This is a genomic window from Halolamina pelagica, assembly GCF_900115675.1.
GTDB lineage: Archaea > Halobacteriota > Halobacteria > Halobacteriales > Haloferacaceae > Halolamina > Halolamina pelagica.
In genome coordinates, this window is the sequence record NZ_FOXI01000011.1 from 59,079 (window position 1) to 82,268 (window position 23,190).

16 protein-coding genes and 3 pseudogenes are annotated in these 23,190 nt (G+C 62.8%); 12 read left to right on the forward strand and 7 right to left on the reverse strand.

The features are described from left to right. Nucleotides 1-219 precede the first annotated feature (219 nt). Nucleotides 220-8,679 carry a PKD domain-containing protein gene (locus BMZ83_RS12575; RefSeq protein ID WP_074879197.1) on the forward strand — a complete coding sequence of 2,820 codons (8,460 nt, stop codon included), beginning with the start codon at nt 220-222 and terminating at the stop codon, nt 8,677-8,679. 798 nt (nt 8,680-9,477) lie between these two features. On the opposite strand, the gene BMZ83_RS12580 is transcribed toward BMZ83_RS12575, so the two are convergent. Then, nucleotides 9,478-13,107, reverse strand: coding sequence for a type IV secretion system DNA-binding domain-containing protein (locus BMZ83_RS12580; protein WP_074879200.1), 3,630 nt, complete (start codon nt 13,105-13,107; stop codon nt 9,478-9,480). Nucleotides 13,108-13,294: 187 nt separating this feature from the next. Between BMZ83_RS12580 and BMZ83_RS12585 the strand changes: the two genes are divergently transcribed. The 3 genes from BMZ83_RS12585 to BMZ83_RS12595 all read left to right on the forward strand — a co-directional run bounded on the left by BMZ83_RS12585 (nt 13,295) and on the right by BMZ83_RS12595 (nt 15,184). Beyond that, a complete protein-coding gene (locus tag BMZ83_RS12585) occupies nt 13,295-14,218 on the forward strand; it encodes a transcription initiation factor IIB (RefSeq protein ID WP_074879202.1) in 924 nt (307 codons plus the stop codon). A 128-nt stretch (nt 14,219-14,346) separates the two neighbouring features. Next, complete coding sequence (locus BMZ83_RS12590; protein ID WP_074879204.1) at nt 14,347-14,949, forward strand: hypothetical protein; 603 nt, start codon at nt 14,347-14,349, stop codon at nt 14,947-14,949. Continuing rightward, a complete protein-coding gene (locus tag BMZ83_RS12595; protein ID WP_074879206.1) occupies nt 14,927-15,184 on the forward strand; it encodes a hypothetical protein in 258 nt (85 codons plus the stop codon). Before BMZ83_RS12590 ends, BMZ83_RS12595 begins: the two co-directional genes overlap by 23 nt. A 233-nt stretch (nt 15,185-15,417) precedes the next feature. Here the strand turns inward: BMZ83_RS12595 and BMZ83_RS12600 are convergent, their stop codons facing one another. Next, nucleotides 15,418-15,711, reverse strand: coding sequence for a type II toxin-antitoxin system RelE family toxin (locus BMZ83_RS12600; RefSeq protein WP_074879209.1), 294 nt, complete (start codon nt 15,709-15,711; stop codon nt 15,418-15,420). Continuing rightward, nucleotides 15,704-15,898, reverse strand: coding sequence for a hypothetical protein (locus BMZ83_RS12605; protein WP_074879211.1), 195 nt, complete (start codon nt 15,896-15,898; stop codon nt 15,704-15,706). The genes BMZ83_RS12600 and BMZ83_RS12605 overlap by 8 nt, the downstream gene beginning before the upstream one ends. Nucleotides 15,899-16,055: 157 nt before the next feature. Here BMZ83_RS12605 and BMZ83_RS12610 point away from each other — a divergent pair. Both BMZ83_RS12610 and BMZ83_RS17475 read left to right on the forward strand, forming a co-directional pair. Continuing rightward, nucleotides 16,056-16,226, forward strand: a pseudogene (locus BMZ83_RS12610) (MarR family transcriptional regulator); the annotation flags it as partial. After that, nucleotides 16,223-16,345, forward strand: a pseudogene (locus tag BMZ83_RS17475) (PemK-like protein); the annotation flags it as partial. The pseudogenes BMZ83_RS12610 and BMZ83_RS17475, both read left to right, overlap by 4 nt. Here the strand turns inward: BMZ83_RS17475 and BMZ83_RS12620 are convergent. Together BMZ83_RS12620 and BMZ83_RS12625 are read right to left on the reverse strand one after the other, a co-directional pair. Then, nucleotides 16,344-16,904 (reverse strand): hypothetical protein, encoded by a 561-nt coding sequence (locus tag BMZ83_RS12620; protein WP_074879213.1) that lies wholly within the window; start codon nt 16,902-16,904, stop codon nt 16,344-16,346. The pseudogene BMZ83_RS17475 and the gene BMZ83_RS12620 sit on opposite strands and share 2 nt — an antisense overlap. Then, a complete protein-coding gene (locus BMZ83_RS12625; protein ID WP_074879238.1) occupies nt 16,901-17,440 on the reverse strand; it encodes a winged helix-turn-helix domain-containing protein in 540 nt (179 codons plus the stop codon). The genes BMZ83_RS12620 and BMZ83_RS12625 overlap by 4 nt, the downstream gene beginning before the upstream one ends. Before the next feature lie 325 nt (nt 17,441-17,765). Here BMZ83_RS12625 and BMZ83_RS12630 point away from each other — a divergent pair, with 325 nt between their 5' ends. The 6 genes and pseudogenes from BMZ83_RS12630 to BMZ83_RS12650 all read left to right on the forward strand — a co-directional run bounded on the left by BMZ83_RS12630 (nt 17,766) and on the right by BMZ83_RS12650 (nt 20,628). Continuing rightward, on the forward strand, nt 17,766-18,125 hold the full coding sequence (locus tag BMZ83_RS12630) for a MarR family transcriptional regulator (protein ID WP_074879215.1): 360 nt from the start codon (nt 17,766-17,768) through the stop codon (nt 18,123-18,125). Nucleotides 18,126-18,139: 14 nt separating this feature from the next. Next, a pseudogene (locus tag BMZ83_RS12635) lies at nt 18,140-18,463 on the forward strand (type II toxin-antitoxin system PemK/MazF family toxin). Between the two features lie 136 nt (nt 18,464-18,599). Beyond that, entirely contained in the window at nt 18,600-19,181 is a 582-nt protein-coding gene (locus BMZ83_RS12640) for a DUF7437 domain-containing protein (protein WP_074879218.1), read from the forward strand. A gap of 174 nt (nt 19,182-19,355) precedes the next feature. Then, nucleotides 19,356-19,865, forward strand: a complete 510-nt coding sequence (locus BMZ83_RS16420) for a hypothetical protein (protein ID WP_143076961.1) — start codon at nt 19,356-19,358, stop codon at nt 19,863-19,865. Further along, a complete protein-coding gene (locus BMZ83_RS12645; protein ID WP_074879220.1) occupies nt 19,862-20,257 on the forward strand; it encodes a hypothetical protein in 396 nt (131 codons plus the stop codon). Before BMZ83_RS16420 ends, BMZ83_RS12645 begins: the two co-directional genes overlap by 4 nt. Continuing rightward, entirely contained in the window at nt 20,257-20,628 is a 372-nt protein-coding gene (locus BMZ83_RS12650) for a hypothetical protein (RefSeq protein ID WP_074879222.1), read from the forward strand. The genes BMZ83_RS12645 and BMZ83_RS12650 overlap by 1 nt, the downstream gene beginning before the upstream one ends. A gap of 303 nt (nt 20,629-20,931) precedes the next feature. Here BMZ83_RS12650 and BMZ83_RS12655 read toward each other — a convergent pair whose 3' ends face one another. Continuing rightward, nucleotides 20,932-21,945: a D-glucuronyl C5-epimerase family protein gene (locus tag BMZ83_RS12655; RefSeq protein WP_079990186.1), complete on the reverse strand. Its 1,014-nt coding sequence runs from the start codon at nt 21,943-21,945 to the stop codon at nt 20,932-20,934. 129 nt (nt 21,946-22,074) lie between these two features. Next, on the reverse strand, nt 22,075-23,064 hold the full coding sequence (locus tag BMZ83_RS16425; RefSeq protein ID WP_143076962.1) for a hypothetical protein: 990 nt from the start codon (nt 23,062-23,064) through the stop codon (nt 22,075-22,077). Nucleotides 23,065-23,190: the final 126 nt, after the last annotated feature.

Genomic DNA, 23,190 nt, shown 5'->3' on the forward strand with positions numbered 1-23,190 from the left:
GGGATTCCGCTAACGGGTGCGTTCACCAGTATTTCGGCGGATCGGTCGGTATCGGTTTCGGTCGCATCGGACGCGGATGCGTTTCTCGCGTTAGAGCCGAGTGCTGGTCCGAACGGTGCCTATGCCGAACAGACGGATGGGACACTGGAACTCCGCTTTGACGGATCGGGCGTCATTGGAGACGGGCTCAATCCAGATGCCAAGACGTCCTTCGGCGACGTGTTCACCGTCACGAACAAGGGAACCGATCAAGTCCGAGTCCGTATCCGTGACGATACCTCGGATATTGCGTTCTACACGACGATCGGCGAGACGCAGTATCGACTCGATGGTACGAACGTAAGCGGGGCGCCGCTCCCGGTCGGGGCCGAGCTGAACGTCTCTGTCAGGATCAACTCCGAGAACGCGTCGGCGATCGAGTCAGTCGACACGATCACTATTGATGCGACCGCCGACGAAGCCAGTGATCGGGGCGCTGACGACAATGAATCCACACCCCCGCCTGGTGGAAGCGACGGGGCCCCGACGACGAACATCCGTAACGGCGAGCTTCAGCTCACCGGCACGGCCGAGTCGGGTGACTCGCTCCGACTCGACCTCGCTACGCTTCCGAACGCGAGCGGCGACCGCATCGAGGCCCAGTCGATCCGCATCAACTACACCGAGCAGACCTCGCTGCGTACGACTGTCGACCTCAACTCTACGGCCGGGAACGATTCAGGGCCGGGCGACGTCTCCCCACCGGAGAACGGAACCGTACTGACGTACCTGAATGTCTCACACCCGCAGACGCCGGACAGCGCGATCGGCGACGCCACGTTCCGCTTCGTCGTCCCGCACGGAGAGGATCCCCCGGGAACGGTGGATCTCCTCCGATACAACAACACGACTGCGACGTGGGAGACTCAGCCGACCGAGGTGAGTTTCGTTCGGAACAGCACGGACGGATACGTCTACGAAGCACGCACGGACTCGCTCTCGCTGTTCGCCGTCATCGAGCGCGTCCGGGGGATGCTGATCCGGACCGAGGAGACGAGTGCGACCATCGATGCGTCCCTGCTCGCTGATCCAGACTCGTCGTTCCCGGTCACCGCCTACGGGACGTATCGGAACCAGTCGTTCAATGCCTCCTACTGGGACGAGCGCGCAACGCGGAACGCCGACGACGCGGCCGCGGTGATTCGTGAGAAGATCGGGGTAAGTGTTCGCGAGGCGGCGAAGGACACACTCATCAGCAAGGCAGTGTCCATCGTCGATGGGGTACTGAAGACGTCGCTGCGGGTCAGCGGGATCGGATCGCTTCTTACCGCACTCGACATCACCCTCTCCTCGAGTGAGTTCGTCGGGTCGTTCGGGCCCGCGATCCAACAGAAGACAGTGGCGATTCACGTCGATCCAGGAACGGCAAGCCACGACGCGCTCCGCACGAAACTCGCAGCCCTTGAGGAGAACTCCCGGGAGCTGAAAACCGCCGTTCGGAACGACAACGTGGCACGCCAGAACGCACTGCTTCGGGAACGCGAACAGTTACTCGAGGATACCTACCGACTCCTCCCGCAGTACGTCGATGACGTCCATACCGACGTGGTCGGCAACACCGCCGGACTCGAGGACCCGCGGGCGTACAAGCAGATCCGGTCGAACGCGGAGTCACTCCGCATGCTCCTGCTCCTCGACCACCAGGTCACCACGAAACGCCTCTACGGAGCGCCGGACAAGTCGCTCGCCCGAGACACCTCGATGCCGACGCACGGCTGGACGGCGTTCAACCGGAGTGAAGTCTACGACACTATCGATCACACCAACGACTACGTCGTCCTACGGATCAACGGAAGCCGTGCGGCAGCAGCGAACAACAGCCTCGACATCGACATCAGGGGGACGAACGCCTCCGCCTTCGAGACGCTGCTCGTCTCCGAGCGGCCTGATAGCCCCCGCCGTGTCGAGGGACGCGAGATCGACGGGGTCGGCTCGCGTGCCAGTGGAGTCGTCGCCCCGGAAGACGAACAGTATCTCGTGATCCGGTCCGACGGCGCGGTCGGCCCGCTCCGCGTGCTGGTGAGTGCGGGTAACACGACCGTTCCGGTTTCGGTCACCGAACGGGCCGGTCCAGATATCCAGCGTCCACACGCCGACCTGATCCGGAGTCCTGAGCCGGTGACGCTCCGCGACGGCGATGTGGTGTACCCGACGAACACGAGCGAAACGCGGCTCGCGTGGCAGCTATGGGACGACAAGACGCCGACCGAGGAGATCGAGTACCGGGTTCGGGTGGACCGAGGTGAGGGCTTCTCTGCCTGGACGGACTGGCAGTTCGCACCCGCCGACGGCCGGGTCTCCCCAGACCTCAACTACGATGCCGGGATCACTCGGGTCCAACTTCAGGTACGCGACGGCAGCAATCGGACTGCCGTCCGGAACGCCGATATCGTGGTGAGTCCGGGCGTTCCCCAGACCGCGTTGGCGGCCCCGGACGACCCGACATCGGACGCGATATACGTTCGGGTCCTCCCGGAGCGACGGATCGAGCGTATCGAGCTCCAGTATCGCCGGGAAGGCGCGGAAACGTTCAAAACGTGGACAAACATCACGGATACGCGGGACATCGGCCGCCTCAGTGCCCCGGCAGAGGGTGAACTCGTCGTCCGTGCCCGGGCTGTCGGCCTCGACGGCGACGTGAGTGCGTGGGCGACCGAGCGCGTCACGTACGAGAAACGCGACACCGAGTCGCCGGATGCCGAACTCGTCCAGGCGCCCGCCCTCCGACCGACACCGACCCAAGGTGGTGTCGCCGAACGACGCGTGACGAACGCAGCCGAGACGACTCTGGCCTGGGACGTCGAAGACGACACGACTGCAGCGGACGAGCTTGAGTACCGCGTTCGTACGACCGATGGCTCGTGGTCCGCGTGGCGCTCGACTGAGAGTGGGAGGATCGAGACGACTGTCGACGTCCTGCGTGACGGCACGGTTGTATCACTCGAGGTCCGCGACGCTGCCGGCAACGTCGCGACGCGACAGGTCGCAGTCTACCGAGACACGGACGCGCCGTCGGTCTCGATAACCGCGAGGGACAGCGTGCTGGGCGCCGTCGTGAACCCGAACGCAGACGAACCACTCCGAAGGGTCCAACTCCAGGTCCGTGGCGAGAACCAGAGCGAGTGGCGGAGCGTCCGGTCGCTCCCCGGCACACAGCAGGAGACCATCAGTGTCGGCTCCGCGGGGTCGTACGAGCTCAGGGCACGCGGTGTCGACTCGGCCGGCAACGTCGGATCGTGGAGTGAGCCGGTCCAGTTCGACAGTCTCCCCGCCACGTACGGTGAGTCCGTCATCAATGAGGAGACTGCGGTCGCGGGGGGGACGGTCCAGGAGTTCAACGTCGGTGACGCGGTAGTCGGTGCCGCACAGGGCTACGTCCTCTACAACGCGTTCGTCGACGAGATCGACGGCGAACTCCTGTTGAATATGTATATGCTCTCCCGCGAGGGCAACCGCATCCCGGTCTCCTCGATCGAGCTGACCGAGGAGCGAAACCAGACGATACAGGCCGATCTCCCGGGGAACCTCACCAGCGACGCCAAGCTCCAGGTCGAAGTGCGCGGGAACGGGACGGTCGTGCTGGCGAGCCTGCGAGCGATCGGTGCCGGGCCCGACGTCCCGCCGCCGACCGTGAGTCCCGAACGACCGACCGTCGACGAGACGGTCCGCCTCTCCGTCCCGGGCGACTGGCCCGGTGAGAACTACGTCTCGACGTACCAGTGGGACGTCGACGGTGACGGGGCGTTCGAGAACGAGACCGCGTCGCCCTCGCTCAACACCAGCTACCGGACCGGCGGCACTCGGAACGTCACGGTTGCCGTGACTGACGTCTTCGGGGCGACCCGGACCGCGAACGCGACGGTCTCGGTGAATTCGCCGCCGGAAGCGGTGCTCCGTGCCCCGACAGCGATCAAAACCGGCGAGGTGGTCACCCTCGACGCCGGCGGGAGTACAGACCCCGACGGAAACCTCACCGCCTACCGCTGGTCAATCGACGGCGCGGACGACCGCACCGGTTCCGAGACGAGGGTCTCGTTCGCCGACGACGGGACGTACTCGGTGACGCTCGTCGTCGAGGACGAAGACGGTGCAACCGATCGCGTGACCCGGGCTGTCTCCGTCGAGAACAGGCCTCCGCAGGTCACGGCGTCAGTGAACGAAACCGACCCGCTCGTCGGTGAAGGGGTTCGTTTCAGCGCCGACGGGAGTCTCGACACGGACGGTTCGATCACGGAGGTCGCGTGGGACCTCGATGCCGACGGCACGTACGAACGCTCCGGCTCGCAGATCACCAAAGCGTTCGAGGAGCCCGGCGACAAAACGATCGGTGTCCGAGTGACGGACGACGATGGCGCGACGAACACGACGACCGTCCGCGTCCACGTCAACGTCCCGCCGGAGTCGCGGCTGAACACGTCAAGCCCCGTCCTCACGAACGAGACTGTGGTCGTCGACGCCACGGAGAGTACCGACCCTGACGGCACTATCGCCGCGTACCAGTGGGAGGTTGCCGGCCCGGCGGCCGTTCCGGACGGGACGACGACTGACACGCTCAGTTACCCCGACGACGGTGTGTATCCAGTCACGGTCACCGTCGTCGACGATGACGGCGCCATCGACACCGTGACGCGAAACGTCACCGTCGAGAACCGCCCGCCCGAGGTGAACGGGGAGGTGGTCAACGAAACGCCGGTCGTTGGCGAACCGGTCGAGTTCACTGCCGCCGGCAGCACGGACCCGGACGGTACTGTCGTCAGTACCGGTTGGGACACTGATGGCGACGGGACTGTCGAGACGAACGGGACCCAAGCGACTGCCGTCTACGACAGCTTCGGCGTCCGGACGGCGACCGTGACCGTCACCGACGACGACGGCGCGACGAGCCGCAGTACCGTCTCGTTCTACGTGAACGCGCCGCCGCGAGCCTCGATCGGGAGCTCCAGTCCGGCGCTGACCGACGAACCGATCCGCCTCCGAGCGATCGATGACTCCGATCCGGACGGTCAGATCGTCGAGTACGCGTGGGACACCGATGGCGACGGTACCCCCGAAGCCGACGGGAACTCGACGACGGTTTCGTTCTCGGACGATGGAACGTATTCAGTCGCGCTCACCGTCACGGACAACAACGGAACTGCCACCACGGTCACTCGAAACCTCACGGTTCGAAACCGCCCGCCGCGACCGGTGATCGATCGGAACGTGACCGTGCCGTTGATCGAGGAACCCGTCAGGTTCGAAGCCGCGAACAGTACCGACCCTGACGGATCGGTGACTGCCTACGAGTGGGATCTCGACAACGACGGCGAGTTCGATGAAACCGGAGCCACCGTCATGACGGCATTCGCCGAGTCCGGAAACAACACGGTCACACTCCGCGTGATCGACGACGACGGATCGACGAACACGACGGCCGTTCGCGTCCACGTCAACGTTCCGCCCGAGTCACGGCTGAACACGTCCGGGCCGGTCCTCACGAACGAGACGGTCGTCGTCGACGCCACCGAGAGTGCTGACCCGGACGGCTCCATCGTCGCGTACCAATGGGAGACTGCCGGGCCCGCCACGGTCCCGGACGGTGCGAGAACTGACACGCTCAGTTATCGCGACGACGGTGTCTATGCGGTCTCGGTTACGGTTGTCGATGACGACGGCGCCGTCGACACCGTGACGCGAAACGTCACCGTCGAGAACCGCCCGCCCGAGGTGAACGGGGAGGTAGTCAACGAAACCCCGGTCGTCGGCGAACCGGTCGAATTCACGGCTGCCGGTAGTGTCGATCCGGACGGGAGCGTGGTCGGCACCGGCTGGGATACTGACGACGATGGCGCCGTCGAGGTGAACGGGACCCAAGCGACTGCCGTCTACGACAGCTTCGGCGTCCGGACGGCGACCGTGACCGTCACCGACGACGACGGCGCGGCGAACCGCAGTACCGTCGCGTTCTACGTGAACGCGCCGCCGCGAGCCTCGATCAGCAGTTCCGGTCCAGCACTCACTGACGAACCGGTCCAGCTGCGAGCAGTGAACGGCTCCGATCCGGACGGGCGGATCATTGATTACCGCTGGGACGTCGACGACGACGGCGCCGCCGAAGTGAACGGGAGTTCGACGACGGTCTCGTTCCCGGACGATGGAACGTACCCCGTCGCGCTCACCGTCGTCGACAACAACGGGACCGCCACGACAGTGACGCGCAACGTCACGGTTCGAAACCGCCCACCGCGACCGGTGACCGATCGGAACGTGACCGTACCGTTGGTCGACGAACTCGTCGAGTTCGAGGCCGCGGGGAGTACCGACCCTGACGGATCGGTGACCGCCTACGAGTGGGATCTCGACGGCGACGGCGAGTTCGATCGAACCGGAGCGACCGTCACCACAGCGTTCGCCGAATCCGGAAACAACACGGTCACACTCCGCGTGACCGACGACGACGGATCGACGAACACCACGAACGTTACCGTCCGGGTCAACGAGCCGCCGGTCGCGAACATTACCGGCCCGCTGTCGGTACCGACCGGCGAAACGCTCGAACTCACGGCCGCGGGCAGCTTCGACCCCGACGGTCGGATCACCGAGTACGTCTGGCACCTCCGGGGCCGGAGCACGACCGGACAGAACCTGACGACGGAGTTCCACGACGACGGCAACTACACCGTCAACCTCACTGTCACCGACGACGCTGGCGCGACGACAACCGTGACGCGGGTCGTTGAGGTGACGAACCGCCCGCCGTCGGCGACGCTCAGTCGGATCAACGAGAGTGACCCGGTCACCGTCGGACAACCCATCGCCTGGAACACGAGCGTCGGCGACGCCGACGGAACGATCGACAACGTCACGCTCCGACTGAGTCCACCATCGGATACCGAGACGACTCGATTCGTTCCAGTGACGGGAGCTGAAACCGAGATCGAACTCAACGAGTCCGGGGCGTGGAACCTCACGCTGGTCGCCGTCGACGACGACGGGGCGCGAACCGTCCGGTGTCGCACCGTCGACGTGAACGCCCGGCCGGTCGCCGAGATCGGCGTTTCCAAGGCGCCCGTCGCCGGCGAGCCCGTGACGCTCACCGCGTTCGCGAACGACAGCGATGGGACAGTCGAGTCGTACGAGTGGGTGGTCGGGAACCGAACCCTGACCGGCCGGGATGTCACCTTCACCCCCGAAACCGCCGGCGAACGGTCCGTTACGCTGGTCGTCACGGACGACGACGGCGCGGAGCGAGTTGTCAGGCGGACCGTCGAAATCGACTCCCCACTCGACGCTGAGGTCTACATCGAGCAGTTCTTCGGTGGCCACATCCTCAGCGCGTACGCGGATATCGACACCGAGGATCCCGGCTCCGTTCGCTACCGCTGGGACGTCGATGACGACGGTGAGTACGAGGCCACCGGCGGCGAACGGGTCGTCTCGGAGCCCGGCACGTACGAGTTCACCGTTCGAGCCACCAACACGGAAACGAACAAAACCGTCGTCGCGAACGAGACTGTTACCGTTGAATCGCTGCCAGCGGACATACGGGTAAACTGGACGAACCGAGACACTAACGGTGGCGAGCTGGCCGCCGACCACGGACAGGTCTACGTGCCGGCCGGCGAGCAGGGGTTCAACGAGGACCCGGCAGACGCCTCGTTGACCGCGCTCTCCAGCGAGACTGGGACGGAGAACTGGGACGTGTCGCTCCAGTTCAATCCCTCCGATGTTCGTACGACTGACGACGCGGTCTACGCCATCGGACGCGGGATCGCCCGGATCGATCCCGATACGGGGACGGTTCGCTGGGCTATCGTCCCCGATGGGAACCCCGAGTTCACGTTTACCGAGGATCGGCTGTTCATCTCCAGCGAGGAATCAGTGACGGCGATCGACATCGCGACCGGCGAGACGGTGTGGAACCGGTCCGGGATCGATGTGGACGAGCAGTTAGTGAGTGATGGCCGGCTCGTTATCGCCGATCAGGAGTACGGTTTCCCGGGAGAGTCGACTCTCGTTGCGTACGACACGACCACGGGTGACGTCCTCTGGAACCGGACTGACAACGGGACATGGGACCTGAACACAGCCGAGGACGGTCCCGTCATCGCGAGTGACGATGGTGAGATCCGTGCCTACGACGCCGGGACCGGAACGCTCGACTGGGCGACGATGCCACAGCCCAACGGGAGTACGAGCCTGTACATCGACCGTGTGGTCGTCCGCAACGGGACGATCGTGGTCAGGGGTGATGACTACCCGCGCGGGTACGTCGTCGGCCTGGCTTTCGACGGGTCGGTAGAGTGGTCGCTCGGCCTGAACACTGATCAACAGCTCGCACCAGGGACTGACCGAGTGTACGCGATCGGTGGCGGGAACGCGACGGCAATCGAGCCGAGCACCGGGACGGTGCAGTGGGACCGCAACGTCCCCATCGAGTCCTCCTACCCCACCACTGTTGGCGACAGCCTACGGCCGATCGTCGTCGCGGATTATGGGCTCGCGATCGTGCTAGATCCAGCCACTGGAGAGACACTCTGGCGCGGGCCAACCGGTGGGGCGATCTACCGCGCGACGTACGCCGACGGTACGATCTACATCGCAACGGATGACGGGACCTACGCCGTCGAACTCCTGTCTGATCGCCTCCCGTCCGACTGACCTCGCGACTCGGAATTCCCGTTCCCCGTTTTTACGGGCGGACTGGTGCTGGTACGCGGATCGGTGATCCCCAACGAGCGTCGACCGTGTTCCCCATCTCGCAAGGAACTGCGCGATCGACATCCGAAACCACTCCGAAGTCCGGCCTTCCATCGGCTCGGTTATCCACTACTACAGACCGTGGACGGTCCGGAAACCATAGACAGCAAGCTAGATGTAGGCCGACCAGAGGACGGCAACCGTGGTCCCTCACACTCAGTCTCACCTGCCGGGGCGCGGGCCGTATCGTCCGCTGGACACACCTACGACAGACCTGCTCACGAGCGTCATCAAGCCACCGCAGGCCGATGTGGGACGTGGTGAGGGCGGCCAGTACGTCGATAGGTACGATAGCCGTCACAGGCGGTCCAGCAGCCGCTTCCAACTACACACCCTCGCTTGATGGCGATTCGCCGTCGATGCATCGGCGCTGATTGCGGCACCGACGACGCGTGAGCGTCATCGACGAGGCAACGCCTTCCACCCCTGAGTTCGGCTCCAGTTACCGCGGTCCAGCTCCAGACAGCTGCAGCTCCCGAGATATCGACTCGCCAACCGGGCTTCTGGACAGTGGCACTCATCCCTCGACAGCCAGGCGTCTCGAACCCCGGTCTGCTTCGCCTAGCTCCTCGATTCGTCCCGGGATGGACACGCGACCCCGCTCACCCTTGCACGGCGGTGAGCCGTGTGATTGCGGACGGTTGTACCTCTGTAGTTCGATCACGTCTCGTCACTCTCACCGGCGCGGCCACACAGCTGTCACCGCGGCCCATCGGCATCGAGTAGCGAGTCACGCGCGTACTCGAAGGGAACCACCTCCGTCAGTCCGGGCGTGTCCAGTCGGTACTCGCGTGGCGCCATGTTCTCGCTGTACGTTCGAGGGACCCGGGGCGCCCCATCAGGCGGATCGTTGAGCGACTGCAACACCTGATGTGCGTCGCCGCGGGTTTTGACGAGCCACCACGCCGCTTCCGGGCCACAGGCCGCCATCTTGTCGAAGTCTTTCGGAATCGCCTCACCCCGGTCGTTGTTGATGCGCTCGGCTTCGAGTGCTGCCACCACCTCGCCAGTATCGTCGAGCACCGCCGCATCGAGCCGCCCGTCGTCGACGCCGTAGTAGCGCTCGACACGCGTCCCGAGCTGATCGTCGGGGGCGACGAACTCCTGTTCAAGTAGCCGCGCCCCCACGGCGACCATCGCGACGTGGAGACTCGATTCCGAGAGGTCGCCCGTGCCGTCGCCGTAGGCGATCCCCTCCCGATGCCCCACGCCGATCGCGTCCCGGCCCTCGGGCGTCACCGTGTACAGCTTGTGCGGGCGGCGACAATCGACGCGGAGTAGCCCGTCGTCGAGTAGTTCCTGGACGCCGTCGGTGTCGATGCCGACGTAGGCCTCCAAGTTGGTCATGGAGTCCCAGACGAGGTCGTACTCCAGCGTGGGGTCGAAGCGCTGCTGATGGGCCATGTAGACCGCCGCGAGGAGGCGGAGCTGGGCGTCACTGTACGGACTGGCCGCGCGTTCCCCGCTCGTGAGCTGGAGATCGAGTGCACAGATCGGGATCGCCGCCCGATCGACGGCGTCGAGCGAGCCGTGACACGCGATCGCCCGACGCATCCCCTCGGGCGTCGCCGCGTAGCGCGTCTCACACGTCTCGCAGACGAGCGGGTACGGCGGCTCGTCGAGGTAGGTGAGCCCGTCGGGGAACCGCTCGGAATGGGGGATCGTGGCCGTCGCCGCCGTCAACCCCGCAACGGAGCCCTCGATCGGCCCGTCGACGGCCGCGGGGTCCGTACTCCCGCTGGCCGTGCGGCCGACGGCGACGCCGCGCTGGTCGCGAGTCCGCGTCTTCGCCGTCTCGAAGGCGTGGTCGAACGCCGCCTCGCGAGCGCCGGTGAGCGGGCGATCGCTCTCGGGATGACCCTCGGGAAGCGATGGTGACGCCACGGCGAAGGGGCGCGGCTGGCGGGTGGCGAAGGGCGCGGCGGGGCGGACGAGCCACTCGCCACGCTGGAGGTCACGCAGGCGGTCGGCGACCGCATCGGCGTCGGCGTCGCTGGTGGCGAGCCGTTCGGCCAGCCGGCGATCGACGCCGACGTTGCCCGTGATGATGGTGCCGACGTCGTTGAGCAGTTCGGCGTAGACCCGCGGGTGGGACTCACGGAGCTGTTCGGGGAACTGCATCGCGAGTGTCAGCGCCAGCTCGAACGATCGGCCCTGGGCGAGGAGCGTATCGAGAATCCCGGTCGTCGCCAGATCCGCGGCTTCTTCGATGTAGCAGTTCACGAGCGGGTGGTCCCGGGCGGGGGCGAGCGACTGGCGCCGCTGGAGCGCCCGCCAGAGTTGGGAGAGGATCGCCACCGCCAACAGGGTGCGCGAGCGGTCGCCGTACCCCTGCAGGTCGAAGACGATGACGCAGTCCTCGTCAAGTGCGGCCCGGAGGTCGAAGGTGGAGGCGTCGGGCTGGGCCTCGAACAGCGGAGCCAGCCGGGCGTCGTTGGTTGCGAGACCGATCCGCCGAGTGACGGCGCTCATGATGCTGTCGAACGTGGTCGGCGCGTTCGCGGCCGTGTTCGCGAGCTTCTGGTGGAGCGCGCCGTCGGAGACTGGCGGCGGGTTGCCCGTCTCGTGGAACTGGGCGGCGGCCGCGAGCAGTTCCTGCTGGCTGATGCTGTCGGCGCCGTGGACGGGGTCGAACAGCGCGCGGACGAGCTGTTCGAGCACCTCGACGGCCGCCTCCGCGCTGTAGAACTGCTCCGGCCCCATCGCCGCCGCCAACAGGTCGACGTAGTGTTCGGCGACGGTGTTGACGGCCCACTCCCGGTCGAGGCTGGCATCGAGGAGCGGCTCGACGGTGAGGAAGGGCAGGGCGGGGAGGTACTCGGTGCAGTCGAAGTAGTGGACGTCGTCGAGGTCGCCGTAGCGGGCGAAGTGGGTACGGGCGTACTCGGCGGGCGCGTTATCGCCTTTGGCGTCGATGTAGACGGTGGCGCCGTCGGTCGCGGCGTGGTTCGTGAGCTGCATCGTTTGCCCGACCGCAGTTTTCCCGCTGCCGGTGGCGCCGAACAGCGTGGTGTGGAGCGCCTGGATCGACGGCGGGAGCGAGAGCGTCGCGTCGAGTCGTTCCCGGTCGGTCGTTTTCGGGTGGCCGACAGTCATCCCCGGCTGGTCGAGATAGCGGTCGAGGACCGTTCGGGGCGGGAGTTCGATCCCCGTGCGGTCGGTCGGCGTCGGCTCGACGGCGCGGCTGGCTGCAGGGCCGAGCGCCGGCCCGTTCACGACACAGCAGGCGGCGACGGCACCCGGATCGGCGACGATGGCCGGGCTGGCGTTGCTAGTTCCCGGGAGCAGGTGTCGCCAGCGCGTCGGCGACTCGGTGGTTTCGCGCTGACAGAGGGCGGCACCGCGATCCTGGGCGGCGTCCGTGCCGTAGTCGTACGTCGTGGGGGTGACGCGGTAGTGATCGCCGCGGATCGCTCGGAGCCCCGACGCGACTGCCGTGCTCGTTTGGGTCGCTCGATCGGGGTCCGTGTCCAACGTGATCGCCCGGGCGTTGAGCGTGAACGACTGCCGGGCGTCAACCGTCTGGAGGGCGTCGATCCGTCGTCGGTTCGTGGGGTTGACTGGCTCGTCCGTGCTGTCGGGGTCTCGGGTCGGTTCCGTGGTGCCGTCCGTAGTAGGCGGTTGCGATGAGCCGAAGACCGACTGGATGAGCGCGTTGCGGCGGAGGTCGCTGTGGAGTTCGAGGTCGACGATCCGATCCTCCTTCGCGGCGGTCCAGTCGGCCCGCGGCGTGAGTAGGAGTTGGACCAGCGTGGGAGCGTCACTGGTGGCCAGTGCGTCCAGCAGGCTCGCGAGCGGCCAGTTGCCGGCCGTGTCGGTGTCGTCGCCCGTGTCGTCGACGGCGAACGCGGAAAGGGAGGGGAGCGGACACTGCCAGTCGGCCGGGCGGTCGCCGACGCCTTCCCACTCGACGGCGGCGACGTCCCAGTCGGGGTCGGCAGCGTCGGCAACTGGCTCCTCATCGTCACCAACGGCCGCCGCGCCGGCGTCTGTCTCGGCCGGTGCCACGTCGGGCGGCAACTCGAGCAACTCCCGATACGTGCACTCAGTTTCGACGAGGTCGACTGAGTCGGGGAGGATCTGGCGGAGGGTTCGTCTGAGCGGGCCGAGCGGCCCGTCGGTGCCGACGTACCACTCGATCCGACGGTCGCCGTCCGGGCCAGTATCGCCGGTGGCCGCGAACAGCCACTCGTAGGTGGGTGGGTCGTCGTCAGCATCCGTGCGGTGCAACCGGGTGAGCGACTGGGCGATCCGGTCGGGCTGAAGCGGGTCGTCGCTCGGGTGGACGCGGAGGTACGTCCGCTCGGTCGTGAAGCCATCGGGGAACATGGGTTCGTGATGCGGTGGGCTATCGGGGAGCGCTGTCGCCACAAATTGCGTTCTCTTCGTTGTATATTCTTTCCCAGTCGAGAGTCGTAGTTACTCCGTCCGACCGGGTGTTCACTCCGCAGAGTTTGTCGACCCCAAGAGGGGTGGAGGGCTCGCCGACGCGGCGGGCCTCCAGCAGGTGAGACCGATGCCCACGAACGAGATCTACGAGCGTGCGTTCGACGAGGACGTCCAGTACGGGACAACCAAGCCGTGTCCGGAATGTGGCGGCGACGTGCGGACGACCGCCGTCGAAACGGCGTGTACGGACTGTGGCCTGGTCATCGACGACCAGCACGTCGACCGGGGGCCGGCGTGGCGCGCCGACGATCCCGGATCGTCGAAACGGGGCGGGCCGCCGCTCACGGCGACGCGGCACGATCGCGGCCTCTCGACGCGGATCGGCAGCCAGCGCGACGCGAAGGGGAACGAGCTGGATAGCGAGCAACGACGACGACTGGCCCGCATGCGCCGGGAGCAGTCCCGGGCGCGCTGGCAGTCGAAACGGGAGCGCAACCTCGGTCACGGGCTCACGGAGGTGCAGCGGATCGCGAGCGCACTCGGGGTCGCGGAGTCAGTACGGGAGCAGGCGTGCCAACTGTTCCGGACGGCTCAGAACGACGGGCTGCTCCCGGGGCGGTCGATCGAGGCGATGGCGGCCGCCAGCGTCTTCGGCGCCTGTCGGTGTAACGGGCAGTCGTGGCTCATCACCGACGTGGCACCGCTGGCGCGGGTCACTCAGGAGCGCGTCGAGGGCGCGTATCGGGTGCTCAACGCGGAGTTAGGGCTGCCGACGTCGCCGGTGCGGCCGAGTCAGTTCGTCCCGCGGCTGGCGGCCGAACTCGGGTGTACCAATGCTGTTCGGCGACAGGCGGCGCAGTTGGCCGAGCAGGCCGTCGACGCCGGCGTCACGACCGGTATGCATCCAGCGGGGTTCGCGGCCGCCTGTCTGTATATGGCGGCGTGTGCCCACGACGAACCGTTGACGCAAGCCGATGCGGCGGCCGCCGCCGAGGTGACGATGGAGACGGTCAGGAACCACCGTGATACGCTGCTCTCCGTCGTTGAGTGAGCGTCAAACTAGACACGTTGCGGTCGCCACGCGGTCAACTCCGTCGCCGATTGCCCCCGTGCAGCGACGGGTGTGAACCGTGCTGGCATCGCCGAACCGTTTTCCCATCTGGGGACAGAGGCACAGCCATGACCGGTATCGAGCTACGAAACGACACCTTGGTTGTCGACCGAGCGCCAAACCGGCTTGACGATCTGGCGATCGAGTTCTCCGAGATCCTCACTGACTTCGGCATCGATCACGTCTTCATCGCTGGGTACGTGTCGATTCTCGCCGGGCGTGCCCGTTCGACTGAAGATGTCGACGTCCTCATCGAAGCGATAGATCCCGAAACGGCCGAGCAACTCGCTGCGAGGCTTGACGCCGAGGGGTTCTGGAGTGCCGCGATGCCGCTTTCGGCGCTGGACGAAATGCTCTCGCATGGCGATCCGATCTGGGTTGCCCCACAGGATCAAGTGACGCCACATCTGGAACTGAAGGTTGTTAGCGACGAGTTCGATCGTGCCTCCCTGCAGAACGCCATCACCGCGCGTATCGGTGGGGCGGAAATCCCGATCGGGCCGCTCGAACTCCAGATCGCGTACAAACTGCACCTCGGTGCCCAGAAAGACCTCGAAGACGCTGTCCACCTGTATACCCTGTTTGAGCAAAGCCTTAGTGTCTCTCGGCTCGAAACGTGGGTAGACCGACTCGAGGTCGACACCGAGTATGCCCGACTCAAACGTGCCTGACGATCTGGACGCGAAACACGCCCGCAACCGCGAGCAGCGCATCGCGGCGATCAAACGCTGGGTGGCGTATATCGAGTCTGAACCCCCAGAGAAATGGGGACCCCAGCAGAACGCGGTCGTCAACGATCAACTCGAGGCCGCCCAGAGCGTCCAGACGTCGGCAGCACACAAGCAGCACGTCACGGACGTGGCTGCGGAGATCGCTGATGCCGCTGACGATTCCGCCGACACCTAACTGAGCCTTCGTTCATCCGTAGCTGACGTGGCGCGCGAGAAAAAACGGGCTCCCGTTACGTTGCCGAACGCCGTCACTCGTCGTCGCTATCTCGACACAAGAACTAAATCCGAAACTAGCCAACTACGTGTAAAGAAGATAATATTTTCTACGACAAATATCTCACTTCTGGTTTGTTATCGGAGTGTCTCGGCTGTGATACATCGTCGCTAGGAATTCAGATACAGGTGGAATCAGAAACCGTATCGCTTGTGTGCCTCGTCGATAGGAACGATCTCAAGCACGCGTACCTCTTTTTGGTCTTCCAAGACGGTGTAGATAGCCGTGTAGGTCCGAGAGATGTGCATTCGGTACCGATCGCGGCGGCCGTCGATTGGTAGCTTCTCCTTGTCGCCCCGACCACGTCCGGGGTACGGGGTCTCAGCCAGATACCCGAGATTCTCCCTGCAAATTCGCTTGGTCTTCTCGTCAGCGATGTCGAGGAACTCGCGGGCATCGTCACCGAGCAGGACGTCGTACTCAGACATCCGAGAGAGGCGTCAACTCGTCGCTGTCCGTATCCTCCAACTCCTGGAAGCGCTGCTCTAGGTCCTGCCGCCGTCGGTGTTGCGCCAGTTCTTGCAGCAGGTCGTCGTACGTCTGTCCGGGCTCTTTCAGCTCGTGGAGTTCCTTTCGTGTCTCTTCAGTCACCGGGATGCGTTTGTCTGCGGACATAGCTCTGTGCATACGTACAGGACTGATAGTCTTAACAGTTACTGCGACGGCTACTGTCGAAGGCACCAACCGATCTGTGACACAGTGGGAGATACGCGCCCTGTATCTTGCACGGCGATGTGAGTATCCTCTGCAACCAGTAGGAACTCCAGTACCAAAGGAACGCGGGTTTGTGCGGCACAAGCGGCCGTACTGGGCAATCACGGACGACAAGGAACGACTCCGGTCCGCCTATCGGCTCCATCGACACCACGAGACGGCAGACGACCAGTACGGTGAGGAACGTCTCGAAGATCTCCAGACTGACGAGGTGGAGGACGTGCAGTGACGGCGTTCGAAGATCGAGAACGGGGTGCCATCGTCTGGGCAAGTGATCCGCTCTCGGAGACCGGTCGCCCGATGCTCGTACTGAGGATGCCCCGGTTCCCGACCCACGGTACCCAACTCAGGCCGACTGAAGCCGGTCCGCAATGATGTCGAGGGTCTCCCAGAGAACACCGACCGGCGCTGTCGCCGCAAGCGATACGTCGTCGTAGTCGTACGCATCGCTCGGAGAGGCCCGCTCCTGATAGTGGAGGTGGCCGTCCACGTGTGGGTTTGGTTCGAGATGGACGCCACAGTCGAATCCCGACGACTCGCGATAGTGGATCGTGAAGCTCGACGTGAGCGATGTCCGGCGCCGGTCGTCGAGACTTGTCTCCGGTGGAAGGTGCGGATTCGGTTGCCACGTCACCCGTAGCGATGCCGATTCACTACCGCGTCCGAACTGTGCCGGGTCAACGTCCGCTTCAACGGCAGCATACTGCCCGTCCGGGCTCCCCCGTGCTGAGATAATGGCTGGATGGCGTTCGAGTTGCTCGCGCAGCGATCGCAGGATTCGGTGACGCTTCGCAACGTCGTCCTGTGTCGCCTCCCGACCGCCATCCGGTCGCTGTGGCTGGCAGCCGAGCCCACTACCGACGACGGCCTGCTCCCTCCCATTAGCAGTTTCGTCCGCATCAGTCATGCGGAGGCGGGCGGTCGGGCAGTGTACGTCTCGTAGTGGTCGATCGCGTCCCGAAGCAGCGAGAGTTGGTACTGTGCGGACTCCCAATCTGCCGCGATACGCAGTCGCTCCTGAGCCTCTTCGACTGAGACATCTTCCGTGACGGACGCACGAAGCGACCGCGGTGACTCGATATCGTACTCCGTCTTCCAAGCCTCGATATCTGCTTGGATGGCTGTTGCCTGTTGAGTGAGATCGCCTTCGGAGTTCTCTGCGACGAGTTCCTGTATCGCCGTCAGCCGCGTGTAGACCGGATCCGGATAGTACGTCTTCCCCCGTGCTGACTCGTCGGTGACGAGCACACCGAGGTCGACGAGCCGTTCGAGATGGTTCCGCGCCGTCGGCTCGGAGACATGTGCCTCATCGGCGATCCAGCCCGCTGTTCGCGGCTCCTCGAGCGATGACGCAACCGACCGTACTCGGTCGAATCCCGTGGTTGCGTCCTTCCACTGCGAGACATATGCTGGTTCGTCTTCCCCATCGCGAGCGTCGGCCATACCCAACACCACGCTATGGAAGAAGATAATATTTTCTACGGTAAAAATATCTCACTTGTGGTTTGCTATGGCAGCTATCGACGACCGAGCCGGTTTGTCTCTCGCAAGGGGGCCATCGAATTTCGCCACTGAACCCAAGCGGCGCGTTCAGGCCGCCAGGGGCCCCGAGCACACGTTACTGGTTCGCTGGAAACTGTAATCTCGAGGCGCATCTCGTTGCGACGCCGGTGGAGTAGCTCCATCCCACATCGTGAAGCACAGAATCACGATACCCAATTAGCAAACAGACCAAATAGCTATGTTCCAACAGTCCCAACAGTAGCGTATGTCGAGCGGCGCCATCGATATCGAGGAGTTCGAGAATGCCGACACCGACGACTTCGAGGACCGGAGCGACACCGAGCGAATCGTGCTGTTTCTCGACAAGCACGACGACCGGGCGTGGAAGGCGGCATCAATCGCCGAGCGACTCGGCCTGGAGACCGACGCTGTCAGCGCGATCCTCTCGCGGCTGAAGGAACGCGGGCTGGTGCGACACAAGCGCCCGTATTGGGCGATCACGGACTTTGAGGAGCGACTCCAATCGGCGTATCGGCTCCACCGCCTCCACGAGACGGCCGACGAACAGTACGGCGAGGAGCGGCTTGAAGACATCCAGACTGACGAGATGGAAGACGTACAGTAACGGCGTTCGAAGACCTGGACCGTGGTGACATCGTCTGGGCGAGCGACCCACTCTCGGAGAAAGGACGCCCGATGCTCGTGCTCGGAACTCCCTAATTCCCGACCCACGGTGTGCAACTCATCACCGTCCTCATCTCCACAAAAACCTACCACGAGGAGTCACTCACACTCCGGGACGACGACTACGCGGGCGACCCACTTGGGGAACGAAGTCACGTCCTTCCATGGTCGCTTGCGACGCTCACAAGTCCTGTGGACGTCGACCACTATCTGACCTCGCTCGTCGACGACCGCATCGAGGACGTGACGAACCAGTTGACTGACTACATTTCCGCCTGAAAATCGCCGCTTGTCGTGGCAACTATCATCCCGTCAGTACGTCCGTGTCAGTTGATTCCAAACTGTTGCAGCATGTGATGCCAGCAACCGCACCCAAACACGTTTTACTGATTCGCTGTAGACTGTAATTGAAATCGTGGAACACACCGGAAACCCCGCCGACGGCGACATCGTCCAGGACTTCCTTGCAGTCGCGGACCTCCTCGAGGAGCCACAGCTCGCACAGCTGTACGCGTACCTCGCTCGGGAGGGGGAGGCGACTGTCCAGGACGTGATGGAGGACCTCGAGCTCGCACAGGGAACCGCCTACAGCTACGTCAACCGACTCGTCGACGCCGGCGTCGTCGACGTCACCGACGACGAGCAGCCGCGCCGGTACGCCGCCCGGGAGATTGACCTGACAGTGACGACGGCTGCTGGTGACCGCGAGTACACCATCACGCCGGCACTGATCGACGCCGTTGGGCGGCGGGAGACGGATGCCGACATCGACACCTACATCGACCGCCACGGCGTCGCCGGCCTCGCAACGGCGCTCACCTACGCGGTCGCCCGCGAACGCGGTGAGGTGACCCACCGGCTGATGGCCGAGGATCTGGACGTCTCGCCGCTGGCTGCGGAGATGATCCTCCAGGCGCTCCGGCCCGTCGTCCACGAGCACTACGACATCGAGGAGGCTGGGGCGGGGCTCGACGAGTTGGCTATCGACGAGTTCTGATGCGAGCAGTATACGCCGGTTCGACAACACTTCCATCACGGCTCTGTCGCCGTTCTTACCCGTGACAGATTTGGGAGTGATTGGTAAGTACAGAGGGCCTGCTCATTCCAGATACGGCTACCAAGGAATAACGATGGGCCCACATTTTATGCAGAGTGCTAGTAGTGGTCGGCTATGCACCCGTCGCCGGAACTGTCCCGACGGCGATTTCTCGCCGCCACAGCTACCGAAACAAGCGCCGCGCTGGCGGGTTGCAACATCGAAGAATCCACCCCGGGAACCCCATCAACGTCCGACTCGATCCCAACCAGCACGCTCGTCATCACTGGGGACTCAACACATACCGTCACGACGACAGCCACTGCGACGGTATCAGTAACGGCGACATCATCCACATTTTCAACGACGCGATCGCCGACCCCAACGGAAGAGACGCCGGCGGCGACGAAGTCCCCCTCGGAAAACAATGGCGGCAATCCTGGTGGGAGTGGAGGTGGTGGGGAGAACACCGTCATTGAGACACCAACTACGACACCAACCGAGACATCTGCCGTCGTTATCGAGAGCGGTGAGACGCATAGGGCAGGCTCAGACGGGTCGTACGACGCGGTTGAATGGGAGGACGGCGGAGTGCTCGTCCTTGAGAACAACGCCGTCCTAGAGCTCACGGAGATAACAGCATGACTGATATCAAACTTATCAACGAGAACGGCGTCATCAAGGGAATCGATCCGGATACCGGTGAAGAGGTTCCAGTTTCCTTCGAAGAGCTAAGTACAGGGGTTGCATTTACCGACCCAGTGACGATGTATGTTAGATCGGGCGGTGACGACTCTAACGACGGCCTGTCGGCCAGTGACGCCAAGGCAACAATCCAAGCGGGCGTCGACGACGCCCCGCTGGTACCGAACGGTGGGCAGGCGCTCAAAGTCGACATCGGGGACGGCACGTTTTCCGAGTCGGTCACGCTCGACCGCTCGGTTGCCTCCCAAGTGTGGCTTCAGGGCAGTGATTCGACGACCCTCGACGGTAGCGACCCGACGACGCCGAAGTCAAAGAGGCCACCTGGTGCGTGATGAGCGGCCTGGACCTGATAGGTGGGTCGAACTCGCTGGCTGCTGTTGGGGCGTTCGCCAGGCTGGACCTAGCAGGCGGCACGCACGATGTGGCTGGAGCGACCAAGGGCCTCTATGTCACTAACATCGGGTGGCTCGACGTCTTCGGCTTGACCACCATCAACAACACCGCGGCCGGGGCGGACGATACGATAATCGTCATCGGTCAGTCGGCGGCGTCCATCAGCGGGAATGTGACCGCGAACGGCGACGAGGGGAGTGTCGTAAACGTCGCGGAAAACTCTCGCGTCAACATAACCGGAGACATCGACGCCGTGCAGTGTGAGAACGGATCGGCGATGGAGTGGCGAGTTCGACGCTCACGAACCTGACGGTCGGAGTCCGTTGTACCCGCAACAGCTTCGCCAACCTCAAAGACACAATCACGAACAACAGCGCGACACCCTACGTTCGGGACAACAGCGGTCACGCTACGACCAAGCGGCGAGCCGCGGAACGACGGAAGACGCGTTTTTCATCGGCAATGAAGACCTGTCCGCGTCAGCGGCACCGACACCGCAAGAGAGCGTTCGTTGTCTCGCCATGCACACCGGGACGGATCCCGGCCTCTATCGATCTGACAAGGGCAACAGTCAATGGGTTAAGATAGAGGACAACACAGTCACGATTAGCTACTAATCGTCGTTCCATTCCTCCTTCCAGAAATCACGACGCAACTCATCGGCAAATTCCGAGAATCCATTACCGTCGCATATCTTCCCCAACTCTTCAAACTGCCGTACGTGAAGCCGGTGGTAAAATTCACTAGTCTCAACTGCTGGATCTAAACTGTAATAACTTCTTCCGCCAACGTTCCGATACTCGCTCATTTTCTCCGACATGGTCAATAAACCGCATTCAAGGACCTCTCTGGCCCGCTCGCTATCAGTCAACATCCAGTAATCATAAACACCCCACAGACCCATATTGAACCCGTTAAGGACATGTGAGGAGGGTTTTGAAGGATACTCCTCTATCCAATAAAACCCATCTTCCACTGTACATATCCATGGTTGTTCAGTCTCTTTATAGAGGTTAGTAAAAGTCGAGAATACATTATCAGCAAGTGTGAAGTAATAGTTATCCTGGGTGGCGCGATACAGATCGACATAAGCCGACAACGCTTTACCTTGGGCTAAACCGGAGAACCAAGGAGCTCTGAACGTTCGGTCAAGGTTCTTATACTCCATCGTGTATGGGAAGTAGATGCCATCGTCTGTTCCCACTGAAATGGCGATGAATTGGTCAGAGATTGTTTTTGCCTTTTCGAGGAAGGCGGGATGGTCAGTCCGGCGGTAACAAGAGAGAACCTGCAAGAGATTTGTGGCTGTGCGAAGTGCGTGGTGCCCCCGATCATCCCCCAATCTCCCCATTTCCAGATTAGGGATACTATCCAATGAACCTGCGACACAACCGTCTGTCTCAGATTCATATGGCCATTTGAACGCATTCACCCACCATTGTGGGCGATTCTCAAAACCAACGTTGTTGATTTCTTGTTTCTCGTGGTTGGCCTGTTCGCCATCAATAGATACAGATGGATTGGAAGGTGTTTCTTCGCTTGTCGGTGCTTTGATCGCGCTGCAACCGCCGATGAGTGCAGCCCCGGCTGTGGCTAAAACCCTTCTCCGACTCAGATCATTCCACATTGATCCCTTTCTTATTTCTAATCATATAATACCTTCCGGTACTATGCTTGATACACACTCGTAGAAGATGCTGTTCTCAGCGCCTTCAGTAGGATTTCTATTAGGGTGCACCGGATACCCTAAGTAAGTTTACACTCCTGGGCTAAAATCATTAGTATCCGCCGCAATCACACCATTCAATAGGTGTGCGGTATGTCGGATAGCGCCAAACCCACGCGAGGGCGGATCTTGCCTTGGTTGAAACCCAAATTCATCGCTATAGTCTCGGGCCTTTGAAAGTAAGAAATTAGAATAATCATGATCCGGGAAGTATCGATTGAATACATAGAGAAGGTGCCCTAATCCCCATACACGAGCTGGCTGGGCCAAGGAAATAAACTGACGGAGTTTTCCTCCATCGCGAAACCTCTCTAATCCGATACGCATTTGCTCAACATCACTCTCAATGTCATCGGCAAGCAAGCCATCGAATTCAGCGTATCTAAGCAACCCATCGACGATGTACGCGGCACGGACACCATCGTTGTACGCGCTCGTAGAGTCTCCGCCGACATACCTCCAAAGCATACTACCGTCTTCCACTATTGCTTCGGAAAGCAGGTATGAGACGACCTGATCGGCGAATGCCCTGTACTTCTCTCGCTTGTCGGTGTTGACGGATGTATGGGTGCCAAGTCGTTGGAGAACGCCAGCAAACATTGCAGTTGGATTCAGAACGGGCGCACTATCCTCCTTTGTGGCCGAATACCAAAAGCAGATTCCCTCCGGATATTCGTTATACTTGCCCTCAACAATAAGATAATCGGCAACATTTTCGACTTGGCGGATCAACGATTTGCGAGTCTGTGGGTCATCTATGCAGCCTTTCGAAACAACGTCAAGTATCCCACGAGCGGCTAATGCCGAGGTGATAGTATACGTGTGATGAGGTGAATTGGTCGACCCATCTTGAAAAGCATCCCACGCAAATGGAAGCCCCCAGCCAACTCTATTGTCGTGGTCGAGATCACGGTTCTCAAGCAACCATTTTGCCGCGGTTGTCGCAAAGCGTTTCGCGGCTTCAGCCCCTGTTTGCTCATACCGTAATGCCTCTGCACTTGCGATTAGGCCATAGGCCATCGGATAGTGTCGGCGTTCCTGTGGCAGAAAACTATCGTATCCGTAACCTGGTCTTTCCTCATTTATATCCTCAATAAGATTGAGATATAGCGGGGATGTTGATCGCCTAGGCGCTTGACATCCAAC

Excerpts from the sequence above, each read along its gene's own strand:
- BMZ83_RS12655 (WP_079990186.1), bottom strand. The coding sequence starts at position 21,945 with ATGTGGAATGATCTGAGTCGGAGAAGGGTTTTAGCCACAGCCGGGGCT.
- BMZ83_RS12630 (WP_074879215.1), top strand. The coding sequence starts at position 17,766 with ATGTCGAGCGGCGCCATCGATATCGAGGAGTTCGAGAATGCCGACACC.
- BMZ83_RS16420 (WP_143076961.1), top strand. The coding sequence starts at position 19,356 with ATGCACCCGTCGCCGGAACTGTCCCGACGGCGATTTCTCGCCGCCACA.
- BMZ83_RS12605 (WP_074879211.1), bottom strand. The coding sequence starts at position 15,898 with ATGTCCGCAGACAAACGCATCCCGGTGACTGAAGAGACACGAAAGGAA.
- BMZ83_RS12600 (WP_074879209.1), bottom strand. The coding sequence starts at position 15,711 with ATGTCTGAGTACGACGTCCTGCTCGGTGACGATGCCCGCGAGTTCCTC.
- BMZ83_RS12590 (WP_074879204.1), top strand. The coding sequence starts at position 14,347 with ATGACCGGTATCGAGCTACGAAACGACACCTTGGTTGTCGACCGAGCG.
- BMZ83_RS12580 (WP_074879200.1), bottom strand. The coding sequence starts at position 13,107 with ATGTTCCCCGATGGCTTCACGACCGAGCGGACGTACCTCCGCGTCCAC.
- BMZ83_RS12620 (WP_074879213.1), bottom strand. The coding sequence starts at position 16,904 with ATGACTGATGCGGACGAAACTGCTAATGGGAGGGAGCAGGCCGTCGTC.
- BMZ83_RS12650 (WP_074879222.1), top strand. The coding sequence starts at position 20,257 with ATGAGCGGCCTGGACCTGATAGGTGGGTCGAACTCGCTGGCTGCTGTT.
- BMZ83_RS12585 (WP_074879202.1), top strand. The coding sequence starts at position 13,295 with ATGCCCACGAACGAGATCTACGAGCGTGCGTTCGACGAGGACGTCCAG.
- BMZ83_RS12595 (WP_074879206.1), top strand. The coding sequence starts at position 14,927 with ATGCCCGACTCAAACGTGCCTGACGATCTGGACGCGAAACACGCCCGC.
- BMZ83_RS12625 (WP_074879238.1), bottom strand. The coding sequence starts at position 17,440 with ATGGCCGACGCTCGCGATGGGGAAGACGAACCAGCATATGTCTCGCAG.
- BMZ83_RS16425 (WP_143076962.1), bottom strand. The coding sequence starts at position 23,064 with ATGGCCTATGGCCTAATCGCAAGTGCAGAGGCATTACGGTATGAGCAA.
- BMZ83_RS12645 (WP_074879220.1), top strand. The coding sequence starts at position 19,862 with ATGACTGATATCAAACTTATCAACGAGAACGGCGTCATCAAGGGAATC.